This window comes from Halomonas denitrificans (assembly GCF_003056305.1).
Taxonomy (GTDB): Bacteria; Pseudomonadota; Gammaproteobacteria; order Pseudomonadales; family Halomonadaceae; genus Halomonas; species Halomonas denitrificans.
On sequence record NZ_PYVX01000001.1, the window covers coordinates 798,685 to 823,869 of the forward strand.

Below are 25,185 nucleotides of genomic sequence, written 5' to 3' on the forward strand. Positions count from 1 at the left end.
GCCCAGGCTCGACCAGCTCGCGGCCGCCTCGTCGCCCGGGTGGCGGTCGCGCCGCTAGGGTCGCAGCATCGCCAGGTACTGGCGCAGCACCACGGCATTGTTACGGCGAACGTCCTTGGCCGCGAACACCAGGGTGACGGTCTCGCGGCCGGCACGCTCGGCCAGCGGCCGCAGGGTCTCACGATGGGCCTTGAGCTCGGCCAGGTAGCGGCGGCGAAAGGCCCCCCAGCCGAGCTCACCGGCATGATACGCCTTGCGCAGCGCGTCGCTGGGGGCCGCCTCCCTGGGCCAGTCGTCGATGCGTGCCTCGGCCTTGGCCACGCCGCGCGGCCAGAGGCGATCGACCAGCACGCGATAGCCGTCGTCAGGCTCCGGCGCCTCGAAGGCGCGCTTCAGCCGAATGCCCATGGGCGAGCTCCTGCTAAAAATTCGCCCCCAGTGTAGCCAAGAGCGACCTCAGGCCTTGAGCACGTAGCGCAGGATCTCGACCACCTGCTCGGTGGTGGTGGCCCAGGCCATGGCCGAGGCGTCGACCTCCTTCAGCGGGTGGATGATCGACTCGCCGTGGAGGGTGACGTAGGGCTTGCCCAGCGCCGCGCAGTAGCCGGCATCGAAGGCCGCGTTCCACTGCTTGTACTGGTCGCCAAAGCGCACCACCACCAGATCGCTCTGCTCGATCAGCGTCTTGGTGCGGATGCCGTTGACCTTGGACGACTTGTGGTCGCGCCAGAAGCCCTCGCTCTGCGGGCCCAGGTGGTCGCCGGCGGCGTCGCTGGCGTCGTGATCGGTGACCGGCGCGGTGAAGACGACATCGAGGCCGGCGGCCTCGGCGCCCCGCCGAATCTCGTCGCGCCAGTCGGTGTGGATCTCGCCGGAGAGGTAGACGTAAAAGCTCATGCGGGCTCCAGGGACAGAGAAATGAGAGCGCCATGGTAGCCCAGCCGCGCCTAGAGTGGAAATGCCTTCCATATTTAACAGTGCGGGCGCCGTGAAGGGCTGTAAGGCCGGGGGCCGCGGCGCGACAGAGCGCCATGCACGCAGGCTCGAGAGGAGACCGATCATGACGCACACACGCTGGTGGATGGCCCTCGCCCTGGCGATCGGCCTGGCCTGGTCGCTGGGCGCGGCCGCCGACGGACGCATCTTCACCCGGGACGGTCTGGCCATCGGCGGCACCGACCCGGTGGCCTACTTCACCCAGGGCGAGCCGGTGGCGGGCTCGCCCGAGTTCCAGTGGGAGTGGCACGAGGCCACCTGGCAGTTCGCCTCGGCCGAGCATCTGGCCCTCTTCCAGGCCGACCCCGAGGCCTATGCCCCGCAGTACGGCGGCTGGTGCGCCTGGGCGGCAGCCCGGGGCGATGCAGCCTCGACCGTGCCCGAGGCCTGGAAGATCGTCGACGACAGGCTCTACCTGAACTACAGCAAGTGGATCCAGTGGCGCTGGGAGCGCGACATTCCCGGCTACATCGAGGCGGCCGACGCCCACTGGCCGGACATCTTCGAGGGGTGAGGCGACGGGGGCAGCGACGGGCGCATTTTTCTATTGAGCGCCTCGCCATGGCTAAGGCAGGATGAAGGTTCAGGAGCACATGCCAGGGACGGATCCATGGCCTACCCCCGGAGAAGCCAAATGCAACCGCTGAGCTACTACTACTACAACGTGCTGGAAGGTCTCGAGAAGCCGAGCGACGTGCCGTCGACTCTCCTGCAGGAGGGCTACGACATCCTCTACCGCCACGGCGGTCGCGTCGAGATGGACCTCATCGCCAAGGCCGAGGACGGCGACGCGCGCGGCGAGCCCTTCCACTGGTACGAAGACCTCGATGCCGAGCAGCGGGCAAAATTGCACAAGGCGCTGGAGGACAACAACCCGGCGAAGATCCTCAAGGTCATGCAGCGCAACGGCTACGCCGGCGTGCTCTACCACCACGCCAGGACGCACTTCCAGAAGGCCGCCGACGTCGCCTAGACAGACGATTCGGCAGCGCAACGAAAAGGGCCCGCGATATCGCGGGCCCTTTTGTATGTTGCCGGGTCGGCGCCGGCGCAAGCTAGAGCAGGCAACTTAGCGTTCGTAAGGCCTCGAGCCTTCAATAAGAGTAAGCGGCAGGAAACGACCAGAAGCGGACGGTCTGTGATCACTAATGCTAGTCGAAGAGACGGCCCACCAGGGAAGTTCGACTTATGCGAATTGTTAAATTCCCGATAACAATTCCCGCAACTCCAGCATCTCTACCTGACGTCGACAAAAAGCGTATGTTCTTTTCCCTTTTCTTTCGCCAAGCACCTTAGGCTTGCTATCTAATTCATCTATTGTTCTGCAAATTGTGAAGGTGGAACAGTTCGATCTGGGTAACGATTCATGAAAAACACCAGAATTCACCTCGTACACCTCACCTTTCCCAAGTATTATTTTTCGTGTCAGCTTTTTTGAGCAACTAGCGCTCGTCTTGTTCAAAAGCGATTTGTCTCCAGAATAATTAGCGTTATAAATTGCAAAATCCGAACCTGAGTAGTCTATCTGGTATTCTCTATTTTCCAAGCTCCCAGCCAAGACCCAACTCGTCAAGTGAAAGCGATGATCATGAATCAACCATGCAGGTTTTTGTTGATTCTCCATCTCAACGGGCCATATGTGTACCCTTAATGAAACAGGACCCCACTTCGCAATCCGACACATCGCAAAACCCAAAGGGTGCCATGAAAACTCAAATCTTTCTTCTATTAGCCAGGAGAACAAGCCATGAGCACCTACAACCCCTTGGTCTAATTTTAGCGACCATGAATCAATATCTTTTAAATCTCTAAAGTTCATGAATACGGATCTTTGGGGCAATTTATATACGACAGAATTTTTTCTAAATCCAACATTCTTACGCCATCCTGAGAAACTAAATTTGATTCCAAAGCTATCTCTTTCACAGCATCAGCTGTTAAGTCACCGTCCAAGGGAACTTTTTTAGAATAAAAAACACGTTTCGACTGCCGTTCTGTCAATCGAGCATCATCAACATATGAGTCATAAAAATACGTTGCTTGATCCGCCTTGAGGCCTGCAGCTTCGCTGTCCTCCTTGGTCACAACAACATAACTGTCAGAGATATCAAACCTAAAAGCAGAAAAGTGGTTTGCCAGATGCAAATCTATTCTTAAAAGCGGCTCTTCATGCTTATATCTCAACGCAGAAATAACTGTAGCTACTATTTCTTCTTTAACCTTACTCGCAGTCCAAGCGTCTCCATTTCTGGCAGACTTCAAGCTTCTTCTGTAAGTTGCATATTCTTCGCAAAGTAAACTATTATCAGGATCAAGCAGTATGATCCTTATGTCCCGCCCAATGCCAGCCTGCCTTGCAGCTTGAGCCATCATTGGAAGAGTGGTAGCCCGAGTATATCTACCACATGCTCCCTTATAGATCCATGTGCGAGAAACTGGTATTGCCTTTTTTAACAATGGTCCAATTTCTTTTGGATCAATAACATCCATCACTGACTTTTTAACTATCTCAGGCGTCAACCAAAAAATAAAACTTCCAATTATAACAGTAACAAGCAGAGAGATAGAAAAACCATCAAGAATTGAAGCAAAAAGCTTCACGACACTCACATCCAAAGAGCTATCAAAACGCGGGAGAACCAAGTATCGCAAAGTAACCGAAAAGGCCAAGAGCATTGCAACAAAACTATAGAAGACCTTTCTATAATGTTTCTTTTTTAGTATTGATTCCAAACACCCCTCCTAGAACCTAAAGCTGCCAGCATGCGCGGCTACGGAATGTAGGCGAAGCCTCAATGTAGTAGGCGTCGCCGCGTCTGCCCTTGTTAAGGACTATATTGGTATTCGTTGCGCAAATCGGCGAGGCTGACGACGTGTAGCCTCACGTTAGCATCGTATCTAGAAACGTACTTCTTGAGCCTTTCCTCTACCTTCCTCAAGTCGACTTCGGGATTATCGATCACCGCTACAAAGTGAAGAACAAACTCCTTCGAATCCATTCCCTTTAGGTGCCCCTTCATAAGCTCTGATTCAAGTAAAACCTTATCAATTCTCGAGGGGCTTACATACTCATTACGAAACAGCTTTATCTCAGCAGCATGAATCGTATCGCCATCAAGAGCTAAACCATCAAAGAAGATTTTTCTATGGCTGGACGTTTCAAACCTAACGTCGGTCTTAAAGTCTAGACTCAGCTCTTTTGAAAGCTTGTTAATAGCCAATTTTTCGGCCAAGAAAAAATTCGCCATCAACATAGAGTTGCGATCTTTATTAAAAGAATTCTTCTGGCCTTGGTCAGCCTGGCTTTTAGACTCTTGCGTGTTTTCCGACTGCGTCTCCTCGGCAGTCTCCTCAAACTCCTCTCTGTATTTCTCTTCTCTTTCTTCCGCAGTCGCTCGGCTAAACGACTTAAGGAAGTTGTCCTCATTTTTATAATCCGAAGGAGCGTATAGAACTTTATGATTAAAATTCAGAGTCAGAAAAAACACGCCAACAAGGAATACTGGAAAAAGCATTAAAAACCAAACGTAGAGGCCCTGATTATCCGGCTCAATGAATGGCAAAACAGTAGTACCGCTAATCTCTGCTATAGCAGCAAAGATGGCTATTACTGTAAGCGGGTTTTTTATATGTCCAATTTTTTCTAACAAAATTCATTCCTTAAACCCTTAACAGGCATTATACTGCATACTCTAACATTGGGTGAGCGCGCCTGCGCGTTAAATAACTTTATGTTGGGCGCTTGACCACCTCTCACCTAGTTGACCACCTGACAATTGATTATAACTCGTCAGCATAACACCGATCATCCTGCCGGATGCATAACAGAAATGAGCTTGCCTGCTGCCTTTTTCGGCATGTCACCTTTGGGTCGATAGCAGCCCGTGAGAGAGTAATGCTCCCACTTCCAAAATTTGGTGAGAACATTCGCCTATCAACGCAAATGTACCGCCACAAACCCGCATTTCAGAGGAAGGCACGCTACCGCCACGACAGGCCCGTGAGGTGCCGCCTTCCTGGCCGCTGCGGGAAAGAAGCGTCGCCATCCGGCTACGGCACACATCCACGCGGAAACATCTGGTAACACAGAGGCTACCAAAGATTCCTTTGGGTGTGTGAGTGGAGACTAATACATAGGTCTTAGAAGGAAGTATTTCGGCGGCGAAGGTGCTCGTCGTGGAAGACAGAGGCCCTACCCGCGGCGGGCACTGAGCAGGTGCGCGGAGACCTCGAACACCGCGCGGCCGGTGGGATCGATGACATCGCCCAGCTCGACCTGGGCCTCACTGAGAACCCGCTGGATGGTGGCCTCATCGAGGTGCACGCCCATCACCGGCAGCCAGCCGCGCAGGTCCGCCTCGAGCAGGGAGGTGATGCTGGGGAAGTCGGCGAGGCCCTGGCGGGTGGTCACCGCCACGTCCTCGAAGCCCGCCTTGCGGGCCATGGCCGCCAGGGCGGCCGCGTCGCCGAGCACGAAGGGCGCGCGCAGCGCCTCCGCGGCGGCAGGGCCGGCGATGCGCTCCAGCAGAGCGACTTCGCGGGCGTAGGTGGGGTTGCCGTCCAGGCCGTCGAACACCGCCACGGCGAGCCGCCCCGCCGGCACCAGCACGCGGTGCATCTCGCCAAGCGCCGCCCGCGGGTCGACGAAGAACATCAGCCCGAACTGGCTCAGCACGGCGTCGAACGCCTCGGCCTCGAAGGGAAGTTGCTGGGCGTCGCCCTGGCGCCAGATGATCTCCGGGGCGAGCTCGCGGGCCACCTCGAGCATGCCGGCCATGTCGTCCAGGCCGACCACCAAGCCGCAGGGGGCGACGCGGGGCTGCGCCTCGCGGGCGAGGATGCCGGTGCCGCAGGCCACGTCCAGCACGCGATCGCCGGTCGCGACCCGCGCCAGGTCGAGCAGCGGCGTGGCCCACTGCCGGAACAGCGCGGGGACGAAGAGCGCCTCGTAGGCGCGGGCGGCCTCGATCTCCCGGGTCATCGCTGTGTCGTTCATCGTGCGCCCTCCCCTATCTCCCATCCATCCCCCCGATGGGAGCGGAAGCAGGCGGGCTGGGGTCGGTCGATCGCGGCCGGCATCACGCGGCTCGCCCTTCTTCGGAGTATAGCCCCGCCGCGGTGCGGGGCGCGGCGGAGCGGCTTGCTTCGGCCCGTTGCTGACTCAGTTCGGGCTTGCCACCAGGGCATCGCCGACGGCGAGGGTGCGGCCGCCGCCGGCCAGCAGGATGGCGTTCTGGCCGAAGTAGCCGCCCGGGGCGCGGCGGGTGTTCATCTCCACCAGGGTGCGCAGCGGCTCGCCGGGCACGGCGATCTCGCCGGTCGCCTGGTCGACGGTGGTGATCTTGCAGCGCTGGCAGGGCTTGCGCAGGCCGAGGCGCACCGCCCCGTCATGAAGGCTCAGCTCGTCCCAGCCGTCCTCGGTGAAGGGCTCGGCGGCGTCGATGACGATGCTGGGGCGGAAGCGCGCCATGGGCACGGGCGCGAGCCCCTTGGCCGCGAGACGGCGGTTGACCTCGTCAAGCGACCCCTCGGAGACCACCAGGAAGGGGTAGCCGTCGGCGAAGGCGGTGTGGGCCTGCTCGCCGGGCGCCAGGTAGTGGGGCTCGACGCCGCGGCGCTGGTCCGGGGCGAAGCGCACCAGGCTCAGGCCGCTGCCCTTGAAGTCGCCGAGCACGGCGCCAAGCCAGGCGGCGGCCTCGGCGCCCTCGTCCAGCGCCTGGCAAAGGTCGTCCCAGACGTACACCGGCAGGCGCGGCTGGTCCGCGCGCTCGAGGGGAACGACGAGCGGCGCGGCGGCCGGGTGCTCGAGCACCAGCGCCTCGTCGGTCAGGCGCACGCCGATTCGGGCCATGCCGGGGAGCTGGCGCTGGGTGACGAAGCGGCCGATGTCGTCGACCACCATCCACTGCCGGTCATGGGCCAGGCCGCGCTCGGTCAGCGCGGCGCGCTCGAGGGAGATGCCGCGCAGCGACTTCACCGGGTAGATGGTGAGCTGGGTGATCTTCACGGGTCGTGCCTCTCGCCGTTGGGGCCCCTATCGTGCCGTGCCGGGGCGGCCGGGCAAAGGGGCGTGCGACGCGGGCGCGTCAACGGGCGGTCGATGTCAGGCGCACCTGACTCGCCAGTTACTCACCGCCGCAGCAGCCCGGGTCCTGCTGGACCGGCGGACAGGGCACGTCGCCGTAGGAGCAGAAGACGCAGCAGTCGCCCGCCTCGGGCGTCAGCAGGCGGTGGCACTGCTCGCACTCGTAGAAATACTGGCAGGCGTCGGTGGGCATCGTCTCGGTCTTGCGATGGCCGCACTCCGGGCAGGTCAGGGTCGATGTGGTGACGATCTCCGTCATGCCGGACTCCTCGCGGGCGTGGGTGGCTCTCTCTTCAGCATAGCCCTCCGGTGAAGGGCCTCACGCGGCGTGGCGGGTGGGCGTCCCGAGGAAGCGGCCTCAGAGGCGCTGGGTCTCGATCACGTAGCCGATGATCGGGTAGCCGGCCTTCTTGGCGGCCTTCTCGGCCTCGAGCTGGGCCTCGATCTTGGAGATGCTGGTGGAGATGTGCTCGAACTCGGTGTCCATCTCCAGCGGCTTGGTGCGCACCGCCAGCTTGACCCGATGGCCGGTCTTCGGCGCGCCGGCGGCCTTGCTGCGGGGCGCCTTGGGCGCCGGCGCGGCGGCGCTCGGCGCGGCTTTCGCATCGCGGCGCTTCGCCTCGCCCTGCTTGGGACTCATGAAGTCCTCGATCTGGCGACGCATCACCTGTTCGAATTCGCTCAGTTCTGTTTCCATCGTTGCTCCGTGGGCCGCATGGGCACATGCGGCGGGTGATCAAAGGGGGCGACATCCATCGCTCGACGGCGCCGGTTCGACACGCCATGGCAACAGAGCCGGAGAGCCTCGCTGCGATGACGTGGTGGCGAGTGACAATGGCGATGGTCGCAAGGCTTACGACTACCGGCCGTCGGCTGGACGCGCGCTCAGGCGTCGTCCAGGCGAGACTGCCTGTCGAAAGAGTGCCTATCGAAAGATCGTACCGATGCGAAGCCGAGGGGCCGCCCGAGGGCGCGCCACATCAGGGGCCTGCATCGCAGGGCGATAGTATAACGCCACGCTGAACCACAAGGGGTAGTGAAGTGAGACAGCTTATCGTCCCCTCTCGGCCAGTGAAACCCCTCGCCTTATTCCTGCCAGAAGGGCCAACGGCACGACACGCCGCCCGCACCACGGCCGTGGCGTGGTGCGGGCGGCGGACGGACAAGGAGCGGGCGGCCGGATGCCGCCCGGTCATGCAGGACGATGGCGGCTCACGACACCTCGAGGGCGATCTTGAGCACGCCGTCGCGCTGGTGGGAAAAGAGGTCGTAGGCGTCGACGATCCGCTCCAGCGGATAGCGGTGGGTGACCATGGGACCGAGGTCCAGGCGGCCGCTGTCGATGATCTGCATCAGCCGGCGCATGCGCTCCTTGCCGCCGGGGCAGAGCGAGGTGACGATGCGGTGATCGCCCAGGCCCGCGCTGAAGGCGTCCAGGGGGATCGTGAGGTCCTCGGAGTAGACGCCCAGGCTCGACAGGGTGCCGCCGGGCTTGAGCACCCGCAGGGCGGACTCGAAGGTCTGCTGCAGCCCCAGCGCCTCGATGGAGGCATCCACGCCGCGCCCGCCGGTCAGTTTCAGCACCTCGGAGACCACGTCGACCTTGCGGTAGTCGATGACCACGTCGGCGCCCATCTTGCGGGCCATCTCGAGCCGCTCGTCGACCCCGTCCACGGCGATGATCAGCCCGGCGCCGCGCAGCCGGGCGCCGGCGGTGGCACACAGGCCGATGGGTCCCTGGGCGAAGATCACCACGCTGTCGCCGATGCGGATATTGGCGGATTCCGCCCCGGCGAAGCCGGTGGACATGATGTCCGGGCACATCAGCACCTGATCGTCGCTCAAGCCATCGGGCACCGGCGAGAGGTTGGCCTGGGCATCCGGCACGCGCAGGTACTCGGCCTGGGCGCCGTCGATGGTGTTGCCGAAGCGCCAGCCGCCCATGGGCTTGTAGCCGTGTCCGCGATGGCCGCCGTCCTGGGCGCTGCAGCCGTCCTGGCAGGCGTAGGAGGTGAAGCTGGGGCAGATCGCCCCGGCGATGACGCGCTGCCCTTCCCGGTAGCCCTGAACGTTGGCCCCGAGCTTCTCGATCACCCCCACCGGCTCGTGGCCCACGGTCAGGCCCCGCTCCACCGGATACTCGCCCTTGAGGATGTGCACGTCGGTGCCGCAGATGGTGGTGGTGGTCACCCGGATCAGGGCGTCGTTGGGACCGATCTCCGGCACCGGCTTGTCGTCGATCTCGATGCGGCCGGGTTCGACGAAGATGGCGGCTTTCATCATGGCGGGCATGCAGGGCTCCTGGCGTGCATTAGAATATAAGCGGTTAAGCTATAGCAGCCATGTGACACTCTTGCCCGTGATGCACGTCAAGGACGCCTCGACTTGGTGCCCGTGCCATCACGCACTGCCCTCCCCCAACGACAAGGACGTCGAATGTCAGCGGCCGATACCCTGCGCCTGATCCTGCTCTCCACGCTGTGGGGCATGTCATTCATCTTCATGCGGGTGGCGGTGCCCGAGTTCGGTCCCGTGCCGCTGATCCTGCTGCGCATGGGCATCGGGGCGCTGCTGCTGGTACCACTGCTTTTGAGCCTGCGCTACCTGCGCCTGGTGCGCGAGCACGCGGGCCGGCTGCTGCTGCTCGGCCTGATCAACCACGTGCTGCCCTTCTCGCTGCTGGCGCTCGCCACCACCCGGCTGGAGGCGGGCTTCACCTCGCTGATCAACGCCACCACGCCGATCTTCACCGCGCTGATCGGGGCGCTGTTCTTCGCCACTCCGGTGCAGCGCCAGCAGTACCTGGGGCTCGCCCTGGCGCTGTTCGGCGTCTACGTGCTCTCGGCGGACCGTCTGGACTTCGCGCTGGGCGGCGACGGCTGGTTCATCCTCGCGGTGCTGGGCGCCACCTTCTGCTACGGCATCGCCGGCAACTACGCCCGGCGCCACCTCTCGCACCTGCCGGTGCGGGTGCTGGCGGCCGGCAGCACCGCCGCCTCGGCGCTGATCCTGCTGGTGCCGGGGCTGCTGCTCTGGCCCGAGGCGCCGATCAGCGGCCTGGCCTGGGGCAACGGCCTGGCGCTGGCGGTGCTGAGCACCGCCCTGGCCTTCCTGCTCTACTTCGGCCTGATCGCCAGCGCCGGCGCCACCGCGACCTCCACCGTCACCTTCCTGGTGCCGGTCAGCGCCCTGCTGTGGGGCTACCTGCTGCTCGACGAGGGGCTCAGCCTGCAGATCCTCGCCGGCATGGCGATCACCCTGGCGGGCACCGCCATCGCCACGCGGATGATCCGGCTTCAGCGCCGGGCGCTGGCCTAGACTGAGCGAGCATCCACCCGCCGGCGGGAGACGCCATGGCCGACGTCGAGCTTCGCTTCCATGACCGGCTGAACGACCTGCTGAAGCCTGCCCGGCGCGGCCGGACGCTGACGCTTGCCGCCACGCGGCGGGCGGCGATCAAGGACGTGATCGAGTCGCTGGGCGTGCCCCATACCGAGGTCGACGTCATCCTGGTCGACGGCGCCTCGGTGGGCTTCGATCATCTCCTGGCCGGCGGTGAGCGGGTCGAGGTCTACCCCTGGCCAACCGCCCCCGAGGCGGCGCAGCACCTGCGCCCAACGCCCCCGGCCTGCCCGCGCTTCGTGCTGGACGCCCACCTCGGCCGGCTCGCCCGCCACCTGCGCCTGCTCGGTTTCGACTGCCGCTACCGCCCCGACATCGCCGATGCGGAGCTGGCCGCCATCGCCGAGCGGGAGGATCGCGTGGTGCTGACCCGCGACCGCCCGCTGCTGCGGCGCAAGCGCATCCGCCTCGCCCACTGGGTGCGCCACACCGATCCCTGGCGCCAGGTCGAGGAGGTGTGCGACGAGTTCGACCTCTATCCCGCCTTCGCCCCCTTCACCCGCTGCGCGCGCTGCAACGGCCGGCTGGCGAGCGTCGAGAAGGCGGCGGTGCTTCACCGGCTGGAGCCGCTGACCCGCCGCCATGCCGAGGCGTTTCTGGAATGCGAGGCGTGCGGCCAGCTCTACTGGCACGGCAGCCATGTCGCGCGTCTGGAAGAACGCGTGGCGCGCCTCAGGCGGCGAGGGCTCAGGAAGAGCGAGCGCTGAGCGACTCGCTCGCCGGCTCCCTCACCGACTCTCGCACGACCAGGCTGGGATCGAGCCGCAGCACCGGCTGCAGGGGGCGGTCGTGCTCCAGGCGCTCGATCAGCTGGGCGCTGGCCATCGCGCCCAGCTCGTAGACCGGCTGATGCACTGTGGTCAGGGCCGGGGTGAGGTAGCGGCCGAGCTCGATGTCGTCGTAGCCGACCACCGAGAGGTCGTCGGGAAGCGCAAGCCCGTGCTCGCGGGCCGCGCGCATGGCGCCGATCGCCACCAGGTCGTTGAAGGCGAACAGCGCCTGGGGCGGCGACGACGCCTCGAGCAGCCGACGCATGGCGGCGTGGCCGCCGTCGGCCATCAGGTTGGTGGCGACGATGCGCGACTCGGGCGAGCGCAGGCCCGCCTCCGCCAGCGTCTCCAAGGCGCCGGCCAGGCGCTCCCGCGAGCGCGGGTGCGTGGCGGGCCCGGTCAGCAGCGCGATGTCGGTCAAGCCGCGTTCCAGCAGGTGCTCGATGGCGAGCCGCGCCCCGAGGCGCGAGTCGTCATTGACCACGGCGATCTCCTCGCCGCTGGTCGGGTCGGCATCCATCAACACGGTGGGCAGCGGCTGGCGTGCCAGCGCCGCCAGGAAGTCGGGACCGCTGTGGGCGGTCATCACGATCAGGCCGTCGACGCGCTTGTCGCGCAGGGCCTGCAGGTAGGTGAGCTGTCGAGTGTCGGCATCGCCCGTGTTGCACAGCATCAGGCTGTAGCCGTGGGCGAAGCAGTGATCCTCGACGCCGCGGATGATCTCCGCGAAGAAGGGGTTGTTGGCGGCCGTCACGATCATGCCGATCGTGCGGCTGCGGTTCGACTTCAGGGCCCGGGCGATACTGTCGGGCCGATAGCCGAGCTCGGCGATGGCGCGCTGCACCCGCACCTGGGTGGCGGGGGCAACGCGCCGCGTCCCGTTGACCACGTGGGAGACCGTGGTCACCGAGACGCCCGACTGCCGGGCGACGTCCTTGAGACGAATCATGGCGCGGCGCCCAGCCTTTCCGTCACCGGCGTTACTCCTGAACCACCAGCTGCAGCGGCACCGGCACGTTGGCCTCGACGCTCTCGCCCTTGAGCAGGCGGTCGGCGGCGGTCACGCCGAACTCGCCGATGCGCGCCGGCTGCTGGGCGATGGTGGCGCTCATCTTGCCGTCGTTGACGGCCTGGATGCCGTCGTCGGTGCCGTCGAAGCCGACCAGCACGACGTCGTCGAGCCCGCTCGCCTGCAGCGCGCGCTGGGCGCCGAGGGCCATCTCGTCGTTCTGGGCGAACACCGCGTCGATCTGCTGGTGCGCCTGGAGCAGGTTCTCCATGACGTTGAGGCCTTCGCTGCGGTTGAAGTTGGCCGGCTGGGTGGCCACCAGCTCGATGCCGTCCATCATCTCGATGGCGTTCATGAAGCCCTCGCCGCGGTTGCGGGTCGCCGAGGCGCCGGGCACGCCCTCGAGCTGCACGACCTTACCCTCGCCGCCGAGCTGCTCGATGATGAACTCGCCGGCCATCTCGCCGCCCGCCACGTTGTCGGAGGCGATGTGCGAGACCACGTTGCCGCCGTTGGCGCTGCGGTCCAGGGTGATCACCGGCACGTCCTGGGCGTTAGCGGTGCGCACGCTGGAGGCCACGGCATCGGAGTCGGTGGGGTTGATCAGCAGCACGTCGACGTCACGGGACAGGGCGTCCTCGACGTTGGAGAGCTCACGCGCGGCGTCGTTGCTCGAGTCGAGCACGATCAGCTCATGGCCGAGTGCCTCCGCCTGGGCCTGGGCGCCCTCCTGCAGGGTCACGAAGAAGGGGTTGTTGAGGGTCGAGATCACCAGGGCAATACGGTCGGCCATGGCGTTCTGGGCCGTACCGAGGCCCACTCCGGCGGCCACGGCGGTGGCCAGGATCAGCTTTTTCATGTGGCAAGGCTCCTGCGGTCGAGTGTCGAGTGTCCCGGCTCGGGGCGAGCTCAGGACGAGGACTGCGAGCGGCTGTCGATCAGTACCGCCAGCAGGATGACCGCGCCCTTGGCGATCATCTGGAAGTAGGACGAGACGCCGAGGATGTTCAGGGCGTTGTTGAGCACCCCGATCACCAGCGCCCCGACCAGGGTGCCGAAGATGCGCCCGCGCCCGCCCATCAGGCTGGTGCCGCCGATCACCACCGCGGCGATGGCGTCCAGCTCGTAGGTCATGCCGGCATTGGGCTGGGCGGAACCCAGGCGCGCGGTCAGCACCACGCCGGCCAGCGCCGCGCAGGCCCCGGCGATGGCGTAGACGCTGACCTTGATGCGGTTGACGTTGATGCCCGACAGCCGCGCGACCTGCTCGTTGCCGCCCACGGCGTAGACGTGGCGACCAAAGCGGGTGTGGTGCAGCACCGCCCAACAGAGCACGAAGACGAAGAACATCAGGTAGATGGGAATCGGGATCCCCATCCAGTAGCCGCCGCCGAGCTGCCAGAAGGCATCGGCGACGTCACCGCCGCCGATCGAGATCGGCCGGCCGTCGGTGTAGACCAGGGTTGCCCCGCGCACCACGGTCATGGCGACCAGGGTGACCACGAAGGCCTGGATGCGGCCGTAGGCCACGAACAGCCCCGACACCATGCCCATCGCCGCGCCCGCGGCGATGGAGCCGGGTACGCTGATCCAGGGGGCGAGCCCCGAGGCGGTCATCGAGGCGGCGAAGGCGCCGCTCAGCGCCAGCACGGCGCCCACCGAGAGGTCGATGCCGGCGGTCAGAATCACGAAGGTCACGCCCATCGCGATGATGGCGTTGATGCTGGTCTGGCGCAGGACGTTGAGCAGGTTGTCCCCGGTCAGGAAGTTGTCGCTCATGGCGGCACTCACCACGACCAGCAGCACGAGGGCCAGGAAGGCCTTGTTGTCGATCAGCAGGCGCACCGCCGACCGATTCATGGGGGTAGCAGTCATGGTCTCTCAAGTCTCCATCGGCGTGGCGACATGTGCCGCCGCGGTCATGATCTTTTCCTGGGTGGCCTCGTCGCGGGTGAACTCACCGCTGATGTGGCCGTTGGCCAGCACGAGGATGCGATCGGACAGGCCGATCAGCTCCGGCATCTCCGAGGAGATCAGCAGCACGCATTTGCCCTCGCGCTTGAGCCGGTTGATCAACAGATAGATCTCACGCTTGGCGCCGACGTCGACCCCGCGCGTGGGCTCGTCGAGGATCACGATCTCGGGCTCGGGCATCAGCGCCTTGGCCAGCGACACCTTCTGCTGGTTGCCGCCGGAGAGGGTCTTCACCGGCTGGCCGGCATCGTTCAGCTTGATGCGGAAGGCCTCGATGTAGTGGTCGATGGCGCGGCGCTCGCGGCCGTGGCGGACGACGCCCAGCGGGCCGCAGAAGGCCGGCAGCGCGGTCAGCGACATGTTGTCGGCCACCGAGTGCTCGAGCACCAGGCCCGACTGCTTGCGATCCTCGGGCACGTAGACAAGCCCCGCCTCGAGGCCCTGGCGGGGCGAGGCGAAGCGCACCTCGCGGCCCTTGACCCGGACCCGACCGGCGCGGCGCGCCACGTCGCCGCACAGGGCGCGGCACATCTCGGTGCGCCCGGCGCCCATCAGGCCGCCGAAGCCCAGCACCTCGCCGGCGCGGGCGGTGAACGAGACGTCGTCGACGCCCGGCGCCGCCAGGTGCTCGACCTCGAGCACCACGTCGCCGGCCTGGGGCGGCTCGTAGGGGTAGCGGTCGGCCAGCTCGCGGCCGACCATCTGCTGGATCAACCGATCCTCGTTGGACTCCGCCGTGGGGCCCTGATGCACCAGGCGGCCGTCGCGCAGCACGGCGACGTCGTCGCACATGCGAAATATCTCGGCCAGCCGGTGGGTGATCAGCACCAGAGACTTGCCGGCGGCGCGCAGGGTGGCGACCACCCGCTCGAGCACCGCCGTCTCGACGTCGGTCAGCGCGTCGGTGGGCTCGTCCATGACGATGATCTCGGCGTCCAGCGACAACGCCCGGGCGATCTCGACCATCTGCTGCTGGCCGATGCTCAGCTCGGAGACTGGCGCGCGCGGGTCGATGGGCTGCTCGAGCTCCTCGAGCAGCGCGGCCGCCTCGCGGAACAGGCGGCGCCAGTCGACGCTGCCCCAGGCGGTGAGCGGCTCGCGGCCGAGGAAGATGTTCTCGCCGGCGGAGAGGGTCGGCACCAGGTTGAGCTCCTGGTGGATGATGGCGATGCCGGCATCCATGGCCTGGCGCGGGGTGGTGAAGCGCACCTCCTGGCCGTGCAGGCGGATCACCCCGGCGTCGGCCTGGTGGACGCCGCTCAGCACCTTCATCAGGGTCGACTTGCCGGCCCCATTCTCGCCGGCCAGCGCCAGCACGTGGCCGGCGTAGAGGTCCAGGTCGACGTCCTGCAGGACGGTCACCGCCCCGAACGACTTGCCGATCCCCTGCAGCGCCATGCGCGGCTGCGCGGCCTCGATCGGCTGCTCTGAGGCACTCAAAACGGCACCCCGCTGCGCAGCACGACGTTGGCGAAGGGCGTGCACTCGCCGGTGCGCACCACGAAGCGCGCCTCGGGCAGCAGCCGCTTGAAGGCCTCGTGGGCGACCCGGGTGCGCTCCATCGGGGCCTTGTCCCGGGCGTCCAGGGCATCGAGGCGGGCCGAGAGCCGGTCATGCAGGTCGGGGCTCGCCTCGGCGAGCTCGCTGGCCAGGGTCACCCCCTCCAGGCAGAGCTCGTCGGCCAGCGCATCGAACACCTCGAGAAAGCCGGGCAGGCCGGGGCGCAGCGCCAGATCGACCCGGGGCACGCCCGGGGGAATCGGCAGCCCGGCATCGGCGATCACGAAGGTGTCGGTATGGCCAAGCTCGGCGATGAGCGTGGCGAGGGGGGCATTGAGAAGGCCGTGGCGTTTCATGACACATCCAGGCGAGGTATCGCGATAATGAGCTTCAGCGTAGGACGCAAACGTTTGCGGTCGCGATTATCCATAAGTCTATGCCCAGCGCAAGACGCCCGTGGCGATTGCGCTAAAGGCGGGACGACGCCACGTCGGCGCCCCTCCTCGGCGACGCGATCGCCCCGGCTCTCCCGGCCGAGGGGTTGAAGTCAGCTTCGATTCACTGAAGATAGTGAAGTGGGTTTAGCGTCACTGACATCACGAGGAGGTTTTCTCATGCTGGCAGATCCCTATCCCACTCGCCTGAACCACCACCGCGCCCCCCTGCCCCGTCGCGAGCCGGTGGTGCATGCCCGCAACCAGCGTCGCTGGGAGGGCCCGCTGGATGAAGTCGCCCTCTCGCGCTACGAGCGGGATGGCTTCCTGTGGTTCGACGGCTTCTTCTCGCGGGATCGCATCGAGCCGTTCTTCGAGGAGCTCAAGGAGATGGCCAAGGACGACGCGCTGATGCGCTCCGAGCAGGTCATCCAGGACCCCAACAGCGGCGCCATCCGCTCGGTGTTCGGCATGCACCGCTTCTCCGAGCACTTCGACCGGCTGACCCGCGACCCGCGCATCCTCGGCATGGTGCGCCAGCTCTTGGGCAGCGAGGTCTACATCCATCAGTCGCGCATCAACGATAAGTACGGCTTCCAGGGCAGCGGCTTCGACTGGCACTCGGACTTCGAGACCTGGCACGCCGAGGACGGCATGCCGCGCATGCGGGCGGTCAGCGCCTCGCTGATGCTGACCGACAACAGCGAGTTCAACGGCCCGCTGATGCTGATTCCCGGCTCGCACCGCCACTTCGTGCCCTGCATGGGCGAGACCCCCGAGGCCAACTGGCAGGAGTCGCTGAAGGCCCAGAAGGTCGGCGTGCCGGACCAGCAGGCCCTGGCGCAGCTCGCCGAGCATGGCGGCATCCAGGCGCCCAAGGGGCCGGCGGGCTCGCTGCTGCTGTTCGAGTGCAACACCCTGCACGCCTCGAACGAGAACATGTCGCCCTGGCCGCGCTCCAACCTGTTCTTCGTCTACAACAGCGTGGACAACACCCTGGACGAGCCCTATGCGGCGCCCACGCGGCGACCCGAGTACCTGGCGGCTCGCGAGGACGTCGAGGCGCTGACCATGCACGACGACTTCCCGGAGCTCTCGGGCCAGGGGGTCGAGCCGCTGCGCTGACCCACGCCGCAGGAACGGTCGGTCAGTAGCGCGAAGAACCGCGTTACATGACACGGTTGCTTCTCATGGCCGCGCAGTCGCCTTGTGCTGCACGGCCATGGTGGCTCTGAGGACATCACGGCATACCCCACGCCGACCTTGAGCACACCATCGCTCTGGCGCGGCGCTAGGCGCACGGCGGGCTCAATCAGGTTTCATTTGTCGGCCAATGATGCGCATCGTCCCAATGAGAAAATGCAACGAACGGCGGACATCCGGATCCTTCAGGGAGCTCATCAACTGGAACAGACCCGGCGGCTTGTCCAAGGCTTGGGTCTGGGCATTCGCCATACGCATGGCATTGCCGGTGGTCCAACCCAGGGCCAGGACTTCCTCACCCACCTTAGTGGTCTTTTCCAATGCCGCTTCGTCTAGAAACTCGATGTTGTCCGAGATGACCGATAACAGATCAATGATGTTGTTCAACCGGCCAGCCTGAACTAATGGTGCTGCCTTATCGATCAAGGCCCTGAGGCCGTCGATAGTGGCATGGTCATTAAGGGCCGTCTCGGATGCGAGTTTCTCCAAGCTCATGGCCAACTGCTCTTGATCAGACATGAAAGTCTCCTGGTGAATCAAACCATGCCACGTGCAACGGCCCAATAAAGACCGCGATTAAACGTTTTCCGCATCAAGCCCCCCAGCTTGGTGGGTGGCGCGACCTGGACATCGCTCTTGTAGTCGTACCAGAGCGGCATGCCGGCTTCCAATCCCATCTGAGCGATTGCCTGAACCTTCCCATCATAGATCGCAGAGGTATACCCACGACGGATTTCCGAGGCGATATTTTCCACGATGATGGGCGACTGGTTATGACATGAGCCTCCTGCTTTACTCACAGGCAAGTCAACGGTATCTCCCATGACATAGACGTTATCGGCACCGTACATCTTCAACGTTTCGAAGTCGGTGGGTAACCAGCCTTCATTATTCTGGGCTTGTGATTTACCTGAATTTATGACGGCATCAACCGCCCGGATAGGCGGCGTCGCCATCAGGATATCAAACTCTTGAGAAGCCCCTTCCTCCGAATAGGCGATCTTGGACTCGGGATCGACCTTGTCCAGGGTAAAGCCACGTTGATACTTGATGTTCTTGCTATCAAAAATGCCAGGCAGTATCTCGCAGGTCGGCTTTTGCAAAAAAAGACAGTTGCGCAAGAGCTGTGAAACCGTCGGGTAGCTATATATGATTTCCACGCGATCTCGCACGCCGCGCTTACGCAGATACTCATCGAGCATCAAGGTGGTTTCGATCGGGGCGATGCCACACTGGTGAGGAACATTGGGCGTCTTAGGGAAATTGACCGTGATAAAGATACGCCCCTCGTTAATGCTACTCAACTTCTTGGCGAGTTGCTGGGCCGGCCTCGTCTGATAGAAATGATCTCCGGCCTCCTTCAGACCCTCGATACGTTCTGGCGCGGGGATACAGCCAGTGGAAATAACGAGATACTCATAATCGTAGCGCTTGCCACTTTCACACGAGACGCGGCTTTTATCGAATTCGAAACTTTCAACTCCATCCACATGAAAGACAATCTCGGGCCGCAACAGCGAACGCTGCTTGCGAACCAGCTCATGCGGATGATAGCTATTGAAGGCCACATACATGTTGGCCGGCTTGTAAACATGGTCGGGGGAGTTCGAGAGCATCATGATCTCGATTTCATCCCTGAGAATTTCAGGATAAAACTTTGCGACCAGATGATTCGCGGTCATAGTACCACCGATCCCACCGCCAACAACGAGAACACGTTTCTTCGTGGTAGACATGATCATTCCTTTAATAAACAAGTGACACTATGACGCTTGAATCTACTACTCTCTGCCCGCCAAATTATTTGGCCAGCACTTCAGCCATGCCCTCGAATAAAAACATTCATCCACGAGCAGCAATAATTCATCACAAGAATAGGAATGGCGCAGGTTAACTGTAAAGAGATGTTTACTAAGCACATGGCTTAGGATGCCTAACTCGAGACTGATCCGCTGGCTCCCTGAGCGGTGAAAACCGACAATTAGGCTGGGTAAAAATCGGCAAGTGGCGACTCATAAACGGCAATATTGGAAAGTGATGCCCTGAGCTCGTACTCGATTTTTTGGAGTGTCATTGAGCCTCTTGATCGGACTCGAAGAAGCGCTGTGAAAATCGACGATACCTTGAGGGCAACCTTGAGCACGCCATCGGGCTGGTGGGAGAAGAGGTCGGAGGCGTCGACGATCATCTGCAGCGGGTAGCGGTGGGCGGTGGGCTCGACAGACAGCGCGGCCGTGGCAGGAAGGCCACGGCCGCGCTGTGTCCGGACAGAGGCAGCGGGATCAGAAGTTCGGCTTGCGCTTCTCGACGAAGGCGCTCATCCCCTCTCGCTGCTCCTCGCCGGCGAAGCAGAGCGCGAACAGGCTGGTCTCGAGCGCCAGCGCGCTGTCGAGGTCCTGGTCCAGACCGTCGTGGACCGCCTGCTTGGCGCCGCGCACCGCCTCGGGGCCGTTGCCGGCGAGCTGCTTGGTGAGCTCCTCGGCGTAGGCCTCGAGCTCGTCCTGGGGCATCACGCGGTTGACCAGGCCGATGCGCAGCGCCTCCTGGGCATCGATCTTGCGCCCGGTGGTCACCAGGTCAATGGCCATGGCCGGGCCGACGCGGCGCGGCAGGCGCTGGGTGCCGCCGAAGCCGGGGATCACGCCGAGCAGCACCTCGGGCTGGCCGAAGATGGCGTTGTCGCTGGCCACCGCCCAGTCGCAGGCCAGGGCCAGCTCGCAGCCGCCGCCCAGGCAGAAGCCGTTGACCAGCGCCACCACCGGCACCGGCAGGGTCTCCAGGCGCTTGATGGTCTTCAGCGCCTGGCCGGCGAAGGCGCGGGCCTGCTCCGGGGTCTTGTCGCGCATCTCGGCGATGTCGGCGCCGGCGACGAAGGACTTCTCGCCGGCCCCGGTGATCAGCACGGCGCGCAGGTCGTCGCGCTGCTCCAGCTCGTCCAGCACGCCGGCCAGCTCGCCGATCACGGCGCTGTTGAGGGCGTTCAGCGCCTTGGGGCGGCTGATGGTCAGGCGTACGACGCCGGCGTTGTCGGCGACCTCGATCAGGGTCTCGCTCATGGTATGGCTCCTGGGATTGTTGTTGAGGGGGAAGGCGTTATCGACAGCAGACCGCCCAACCCTAGCGAACGCTTGGTTGGGCGGCAATCCCCTCTTTTGTCGGGGCCGGCCACCCGTGAAGTACAGGGGCGCCGGGGGCAGGCTGAAGAGCAGGTCCTACGCCAGGGATGGCGTCGGTAGCGTACAGGGAAGTATTCACAGCGCCTGCTCGACAGCCTGTCGCCGGCACAGCCCCAGAGGGTCACTCGTAGATATGGAAGCCGCGCCCGCTCTTGCGCCCCAGGTAGCCGGCATCGACCATGCGCCGCAGCAGCGGGCAGGGGCGGTACTTGGGATCGCCGAAGCCCTCCTGCAGCACCTCCATGATCGACAGGCAGACGTCCAGGCCGATCAGGTCGGCGAGCGCCAGCGGTCCCATGGGATGGGCGGCGCCGAGCTTCATCGCCTCGTCGATGGCCTCGGGGGTGGCCGCGCCCTCCTGCACCAGGAAGGCCGCCTCGTTGATCATCGGCACCAGCAGGCGATTCACCGCGAAGCCCGGCGAGTCGCCCACCGGCACGGCGGTCTTGCCGAGCGCCTCGGCCAGGGCCTCGATGCGCGCCACGGTGGCGTCACTGGTCTGCTCGGCGCGAATCACCTCGACCAGCTTGAGCACCGGCACCGGGTTGAAGAAGTGCATGCCGACCACCCGCTCGGGGCGCTCGCAGACGCCCGCCAGGCGCGTCAGCGACAGCGACGAGGTGTTGGAGGCGAGGATCGCGTCGTGGGTGAGGCGGCTCAGGTCGCGGAAGAGCTTCTCCTTGAGCGCCGGCTGCTCCGGCGCGGCCTCGATGATCACCTCGCACTCGCGCAGCGCGTCCAGCGCGGTGGTGGTGTCCAGGCGCGCCATGGCGGCCGCCTTGTCGGCCTCACCGAGCTTCTGCTTGGCGACCAGCTTGCCGAGCCCCTTGTCGATGGCCGCCGTGGCGCGGCCGAGCTGCTCGTCGGCGACGTCGTAGAGCTTGACCTCGAAGCCGCTCGCCGCCAGCACCTGGGCGATGCCCTGGCCCATGGTGCCGGCGCCGACCACGCCGATCGGTTGCTCACTCATAGCACTCTCCTTGATTCCGTTGATCCGGTTGGTTCTGACAACCTATTGATTCCTGGCTTCTTCGCGCAGCACGAACTTCTGGATCTTACCGGTGGAGGTCTTGGGCAGCTCGGTGAAGATCACGGTCTTCGGCACCTTGAAGCGGGCCAGGTGCTTGCGGCAGTGCTCGATGATCTCCTCCTCGGTGACCTCGCCGTAGCCCACCTTGAGCTTGACGAAGGCGCAGGGCGTCTCGCCCCACTTCTCGTCGGGCTTGGCCACCACCGCGGCCTCCTCCACCGCCGGATGCGAGTAGACGGCGTCCTCCACCTCGATGGTGGAGATGTTCTCGCCGCCGGAGATGATAATGTCCTTGGAGCGGTCCTTGATCTCGAGGTAGCCGTCCGGATGCCAGACCGCCAGGTCGCCGGTATGGTACCAGCCGCCCTCCAGCGCCTGCTCGGTGGCCGCCTCGTTCTTGAGGTAGCCCTTCATGACGTTGTTGCCGCGCATCAGGATCTCGCCGATGGTCTCGCCGTCCTTGGGCACCGGCTCGAGGGTGGTCGGGTCGGCCACGCAGAGCGCCTCGAGCATGTGGTAGCGCACGCCCTGGCGGGCCTTGATCCGGGCGCGCTGCTCCAGGGGCAACTCGTTCCAGGCCTCGCGCCAGGCGCAGACGGTCACCGGGCCGTAGACCTCGGTCAGGCCGTAGACGTGGGTCACCTCGATGCCGAGCCCTTCGACGCCGGCGATCACCGAGGCGGGCGGCGCGGCGCCGGCGGTGGTGACCTTCACCGGGTGGTCGAAGTCGCGCTTCTGCTCGTCGGGCAGGTTGACCAGGCCGTTGAGGATGATGGGCGCACCGCTGAAGTGGGTCACGCCCTCGTCGGCGAGCAGGTCCATGACCCGCTTCGGGTCGACCCGGCGCAGGCAGACGCTGACGCCGGCCCGGGCGGCGATGGTCCAGGGGAAGCACCAGCCGTTGCAGTGGAACATCGGCAGCGTCCACAGATAGACCGGATGGTGGGGCATGGCCCATTCGAGGATGTTGCTCACCGCGTTCAGGTAGGCACCGCGGTGGTGGTAGACCACCCCCTTGGGCTTGCCGGTGGTGCCGGAGGTGTAGTTGAGCGAGATCGCCTGCCACTCGTCCTGGGGCAGCACGTAGGCGTACTCCGGGTCGCCCTCGGCCAGCAGCGCCTCGTACTCCACCTCGCCGATGCGGCGCGCCTCGCCCTCGTAGAGCGCATCGTCGACGTCGATCAGCAGCGGCTTGTGCGCAAGGCCGGCCACCGCGGCCTCGATCACCTCTGCGAACTCGGGGTCGACCAGCACGGCCTGGGCCTCGCCGTGCTCGAGCATGTAGGCGATGGCCTCGGCGTCCAGGCGGATGTTGAGGGTGTTGAGCACGCAGCCCGCCAGCGGCACGCCGAAGTGCGCCTCGAACATCGCCGGCACGTTGGGCAGCATGGCGGCCACGGTCTGGCCGGGCTTGATGCCGCGACGCTCAAGCGCCGAGGCGAGGCGCCGGCAGCGCTCCCAGGTCTCGGCCCAGCTGCGGCGGATCTCGCCGTGCACCACCGCCGGGTAGTCGGGGTAGACGCTGGCGCTGCGCTCGATGAAGGTCAGCGGCGAGAGCGCCACGTGGTTGGCCGGCGTCTGGGGCAGGCCCTGCTCGAAGATGCTCTGGGTCATGATGGGCTCCACGGAGGTTCCGGTGGGTCGCCGCCGGCCCGAAGGCCGGCGGCGGGGAGGCTTTCGGCTCAAGGCTTACTGGGCGCCGGGCTCGAAGGCGACGAGGCTCTCCATGCCGGCCTCGATCACCGCGCGCTGGGCGCGCCCCACGGGCAGCCACTGGCGCAGGGCGTAGTCGGCGCTCGCGAGCTTGGTCGCGTAGAAGGGATCGTCGCTGCCATCCTGGCGTGCGGCGGTGGCCGCCAGCGCCGAGCGCCCCATCTGCCAGGCGCAGAGCACGTGGCCGGCGAGGCTCAGGAAGGGCGTGGCGTAGGCCTGGACGGCGTCGGGGCCGCGCTCGGGATCGCAGCCCTGCTCGAGCAGCACGGCCAGTGCCGCGGTGAGGTCGGCGGCGCCGGCGGCGAGCGCCTCGCCGAGCGGCGCCAGCCCGGGGGCGGCACACAGCGCCCGGGCGGAACCCTCCACCTCGTCGATCAGCGAGCCCAGGGCCCGGCCGCCGTCGCGCTGCAGCTTGCGCCCGGCCAGGTCCAGGGCCTGGATGCCGTTGGTACCCTCGTAGATGGGCGCGATCCGGGCGTCGCGCAGCAGCTGGGCGGCGCCGGTCTCCTCGATGAAGCCCATGCCACCGTGCACCTGCACGCCGAGCGAGGCGATCTCCACGGCCTGGTCGGTGGAGAAGGCCTTGACCACCGGGATCAGCACCTCGGCCCGCGCCTGGGCGGCCTCGCGCTCGTTCTCGTCCGCGGCGTGGCGCGCCACGTCGAGCTGGGCGGCGCAGTAGAGGGCCAGCGCGCGCAGCGCATCGGTGCGGGCGCGCATGGAGAGCAGCATGCGCCGCACGTCCAGGTGGTCGCCGATGGGACACTCGCCCCCGCCGCGGTGCGCCGGGCGCCTGCCCTGCACGCGGTCCAGGGCGTAGGCGAAGGCGTGCTGGCAGGCCCGCTCGGCCACGCCGATGCCCTGCACGCCCACCTTGTGGCGCGCCTCGTTCATCATGGTGAACATGTGGTTGAGGCCTCGCCCCTGCTCGCCCACCAGGTAGCCGACGGCGCCGGCGTTCTCGCCGAAGCTCAGGGTGCAGGTCGGCGAGCCGTGGATGCCCAGCTTGTGCTCGAGGGAGGCGCAGATGACGTCGTTGCGCTCGCCGAGCGAACCGTCGTCGTCGACCAGGTATTTGGGCACCAGGAACAGCGAGATACCCTTGTTGCCCTCGGGGGCGTCCGGCGTGCGCGCCAGCACCAGGTGCAGGATGTTCTCGGCGGCGTCGTGCTCGCCCCAGGTGATGTAGATCTTCTGGCCGAAGAGCCGATAGCTGCCGTCCTCCTGGGGCACGGCGCGGGTGCGCACCTTGGAGAGATCGGAGCCGGCCTGGGGCTCGGTGAGGTTCATGGTGCCGGTCCAGGTGCCCTCGACCAGCTTCGGCAGGTAGCGGGCCTGGAGCGTCTCGCTGCCGTGGTGGGCCAGCGCCTCGATGGCGCCGGCGGTGAGCATCGGGCAGAGCCCGAGGGCCATGTTGGCGCCGTGGAGCATCTCCTGCACCGCGCTCGCCACCACTTCGGGCAGGCCCTGTCCGCCCCGTGCCTCGCTGACGCCGATGCCGTTCCAGCCGCCCTCGGCGTAGGCGCGGTAGGCCTCGATGAAGCCGTCGGGCACGCTCACCGAGCCGTCCTGGCGGCGGACGCAGCCCTGGCGGTCGCCGCTGGCGTTGAGCGGGGCCCAGACGTCACCGGCGAGCTTCGCCGCCTCCTCGAGCACCGCCTCGACCAGGTCGGGGCTGGCCTCCTCGAAGCCGGGCAGGGCCAGGGAGCCGTGCTCGAGCAATTCCTCCAGCACGAAACGAAGGTCGCGGACGGGAGCGGCATAGGGAGTCATGGAGCACCTCTGGGAAAAATGATAGCCACGATAGTAGATTCCCTACTTTTCGTTGGCCATTAGCCCAAGGTCGTCCTTCAAGAGGGTCGCTCCCTGCCCGTCGGGAGGCGTGGATGTGCA

Annotated in this window: 26 protein-coding genes; 5 read left to right on the top strand and 21 right to left on the bottom strand. The window is 65.0% G+C overall.

The genetic code is table 11. The features are described 5' to 3' along the window. Positions 1-54: 54 nt before the first annotated feature. Complete coding sequence (locus tag C9F13_RS03595) at positions 55-408, bottom strand: DUF488 domain-containing protein (protein WP_108444834.1); 354 nt, start codon at positions 406-408, stop codon at positions 55-57. A gap of 48 nt (positions 409-456) precedes the next feature. After that, positions 457-897: a YtoQ family protein gene (locus C9F13_RS03600; RefSeq protein WP_108444835.1), complete on the bottom strand. Its 441-nt coding sequence runs from the start codon at positions 895-897 to the stop codon at positions 457-459. Between the two features lie 163 nt (positions 898-1,060). On the opposite strand from C9F13_RS03600, the gene C9F13_RS03605 reads away from it, so the two are divergent. Then, the gene (locus C9F13_RS03605; RefSeq protein ID WP_108444836.1) at positions 1,061-1,510 is read left to right on the top strand and encodes a YHS domain-containing (seleno)protein; all 450 of its coding nucleotides are present in this window, start codon (positions 1,061-1,063) and stop codon (positions 1,508-1,510) included. Positions 1,511-1,630: 120 nt separating this feature from the next. Next, positions 1,631-1,969 carry a hypothetical protein gene (locus C9F13_RS03610; protein WP_108444837.1) on the top strand — a complete coding sequence of 113 codons (339 nt, stop codon included), beginning with the start codon at positions 1,631-1,633 and terminating at the stop codon, positions 1,967-1,969. Between the two features lie 225 nt (positions 1,970-2,194). Here C9F13_RS03610 and C9F13_RS17430 read toward each other — a convergent pair whose 3' ends face one another. The 8 genes from C9F13_RS17430 to C9F13_RS03635 form a co-directional block, all read right to left on the bottom strand. Next, positions 2,195-2,815 carry a hypothetical protein gene (locus C9F13_RS17430; protein WP_157955160.1) on the bottom strand — a complete coding sequence of 207 codons (621 nt, stop codon included), beginning with the start codon at positions 2,813-2,815 and terminating at the stop codon, positions 2,195-2,197. Then, complete coding sequence (locus C9F13_RS17435) at positions 2,812-3,729, bottom strand: hypothetical protein (protein WP_157955161.1); 918 nt, start codon at positions 3,727-3,729, stop codon at positions 2,812-2,814. The genes C9F13_RS17430 and C9F13_RS17435 overlap by 4 nt, the downstream gene beginning before the upstream one ends. A 92-nt stretch (positions 3,730-3,821) precedes the next feature. Beyond that, the gene (locus C9F13_RS17440; protein WP_157955162.1) at positions 3,822-4,646 is read right to left on the bottom strand and encodes a hypothetical protein; all 825 of its coding nucleotides are present in this window, start codon (positions 4,644-4,646) and stop codon (positions 3,822-3,824) included. 542 nt (positions 4,647-5,188) lie between these two features. After that, positions 5,189-5,992: a methyltransferase domain-containing protein gene (locus tag C9F13_RS03615; protein ID WP_157955163.1), complete on the bottom strand. Its 804-nt coding sequence runs from the start codon at positions 5,990-5,992 to the stop codon at positions 5,189-5,191. Between the two features lie 165 nt (positions 5,993-6,157). After that, complete coding sequence (locus C9F13_RS03620; RefSeq protein ID WP_108444839.1) at positions 6,158-7,003, bottom strand: MOSC domain-containing protein; 846 nt, start codon at positions 7,001-7,003, stop codon at positions 6,158-6,160. Positions 7,004-7,121: 118 nt separating this feature from the next. Beyond that, complete coding sequence (locus tag C9F13_RS03625) at positions 7,122-7,340, bottom strand: GDCCVxC domain-containing (seleno)protein (protein ID WP_108444840.1); 219 nt, start codon at positions 7,338-7,340, stop codon at positions 7,122-7,124. 99 nt (positions 7,341-7,439) lie between these two features. Continuing rightward, positions 7,440-7,778, bottom strand: coding sequence for a hypothetical protein (locus C9F13_RS03630; protein WP_108444841.1), 339 nt, complete (start codon positions 7,776-7,778; stop codon positions 7,440-7,442). Between the two features lie 515 nt (positions 7,779-8,293). After that, on the bottom strand, positions 8,294-9,373 hold the full coding sequence (locus tag C9F13_RS03635; RefSeq protein ID WP_108444842.1) for an NAD(P)-dependent alcohol dehydrogenase: 1,080 nt from the start codon (positions 9,371-9,373) through the stop codon (positions 8,294-8,296). A 144-nt stretch (positions 9,374-9,517) separates the two neighbouring features. Here C9F13_RS03635 and C9F13_RS03640 point away from each other — a divergent pair, with 144 nt between their 5' ends. After that, positions 9,518-10,399 (top strand): DMT family transporter, encoded by an 882-nt coding sequence (locus C9F13_RS03640; RefSeq protein WP_108444843.1) that lies wholly within the window; start codon positions 9,518-9,520, stop codon positions 10,397-10,399. A 35-nt stretch (positions 10,400-10,434) separates the two neighbouring features. Then, the gene (locus C9F13_RS03645) at positions 10,435-11,190 is read left to right on the top strand and encodes a Mut7-C RNAse domain-containing protein (RefSeq protein WP_108444844.1); all 756 of its coding nucleotides are present in this window, start codon (positions 10,435-10,437) and stop codon (positions 11,188-11,190) included. Here the strand turns inward: C9F13_RS03645 and C9F13_RS03650 are convergent. From C9F13_RS03650 to rbsD, 5 genes are read right to left on the bottom strand one after another with little or no spacing between them, the layout of a single operon-like run. Further along, the gene (locus C9F13_RS03650; RefSeq protein WP_108444845.1) at positions 11,171-12,202 is read right to left on the bottom strand and encodes a LacI family DNA-binding transcriptional regulator; all 1,032 of its coding nucleotides are present in this window, start codon (positions 12,200-12,202) and stop codon (positions 11,171-11,173) included. The two genes, C9F13_RS03645 and C9F13_RS03650, sit on opposite strands and share 20 nt — an antisense overlap. Positions 12,203-12,233: 31 nt before the next feature. Then, complete coding sequence (gene rbsB, locus C9F13_RS03655) at positions 12,234-13,121, bottom strand: ribose ABC transporter substrate-binding protein RbsB (RefSeq protein ID WP_108444846.1); 888 nt, start codon at positions 13,119-13,121, stop codon at positions 12,234-12,236. A gap of 50 nt (positions 13,122-13,171) precedes the next feature. Further along, entirely contained in the window at positions 13,172-14,137 is a 966-nt protein-coding gene (gene rbsC, locus C9F13_RS03660; protein ID WP_108444847.1) for a ribose ABC transporter permease, read from the bottom strand. Between the two features lie 6 nt (positions 14,138-14,143). Next, on the bottom strand, positions 14,144-15,676 hold the full coding sequence (locus tag C9F13_RS03665; RefSeq protein WP_245888696.1) for a sugar ABC transporter ATP-binding protein: 1,533 nt from the start codon (positions 15,674-15,676) through the stop codon (positions 14,144-14,146). Then, a complete protein-coding gene (gene rbsD / locus C9F13_RS03670; protein WP_108444849.1) occupies positions 15,673-16,092 on the bottom strand; it encodes a D-ribose pyranase in 420 nt (139 codons plus the stop codon). Before rbsD ends, C9F13_RS03665 begins: the two co-directional genes overlap by 4 nt. A gap of 258 nt (positions 16,093-16,350) precedes the next feature. On the opposite strand from rbsD, the gene thpD reads away from it, so the two are divergent. Further along, positions 16,351-17,295 (top strand): ectoine hydroxylase, encoded by a 945-nt coding sequence (gene thpD / locus C9F13_RS03675; RefSeq protein WP_108444850.1) that lies wholly within the window; start codon positions 16,351-16,353, stop codon positions 17,293-17,295. A gap of 183 nt (positions 17,296-17,478) precedes the next feature. Here thpD and C9F13_RS03680 read toward each other — a convergent pair whose 3' ends face one another. The 6 genes from C9F13_RS03680 to C9F13_RS03710 all read right to left on the bottom strand — a co-directional run bounded on the left by C9F13_RS03680 (position 17,479) and on the right by C9F13_RS03710 (position 25,065). Continuing rightward, positions 17,479-17,892, bottom strand: a complete 414-nt coding sequence (locus tag C9F13_RS03680) for a helical membrane plugin domain-containing protein (protein WP_108444851.1) — start codon at positions 17,890-17,892, stop codon at positions 17,479-17,481. 17 nt (positions 17,893-17,909) lie between these two features. Continuing rightward, the gene (locus tag C9F13_RS03685) at positions 17,910-19,109 is read right to left on the bottom strand and encodes an NAD(P)/FAD-dependent oxidoreductase (RefSeq protein ID WP_108444852.1); all 1,200 of its coding nucleotides are present in this window, start codon (positions 19,107-19,109) and stop codon (positions 17,910-17,912) included. A gap of 546 nt (positions 19,110-19,655) precedes the next feature. Then, on the bottom strand, positions 19,656-20,429 hold the full coding sequence (locus C9F13_RS03695) for an enoyl-CoA hydratase-related protein (protein WP_108444854.1): 774 nt from the start codon (positions 20,427-20,429) through the stop codon (positions 19,656-19,658). A gap of 241 nt (positions 20,430-20,670) precedes the next feature. Next, on the bottom strand, positions 20,671-21,519 hold the full coding sequence (locus C9F13_RS03700) for a 3-hydroxybutyryl-CoA dehydrogenase (protein WP_108444855.1): 849 nt from the start codon (positions 21,517-21,519) through the stop codon (positions 20,671-20,673). Between the two features lie 42 nt (positions 21,520-21,561). Continuing rightward, positions 21,562-23,193, bottom strand: a complete 1,632-nt coding sequence (locus C9F13_RS03705) for an acyl-CoA synthetase (protein ID WP_108444856.1) — start codon at positions 23,191-23,193, stop codon at positions 21,562-21,564. Between the two features lie 75 nt (positions 23,194-23,268). After that, complete coding sequence (locus C9F13_RS03710; RefSeq protein WP_108444857.1) at positions 23,269-25,065, bottom strand: acyl-CoA dehydrogenase; 1,797 nt, start codon at positions 25,063-25,065, stop codon at positions 23,269-23,271. Positions 25,066-25,185 lie beyond the last annotated feature (120 nt).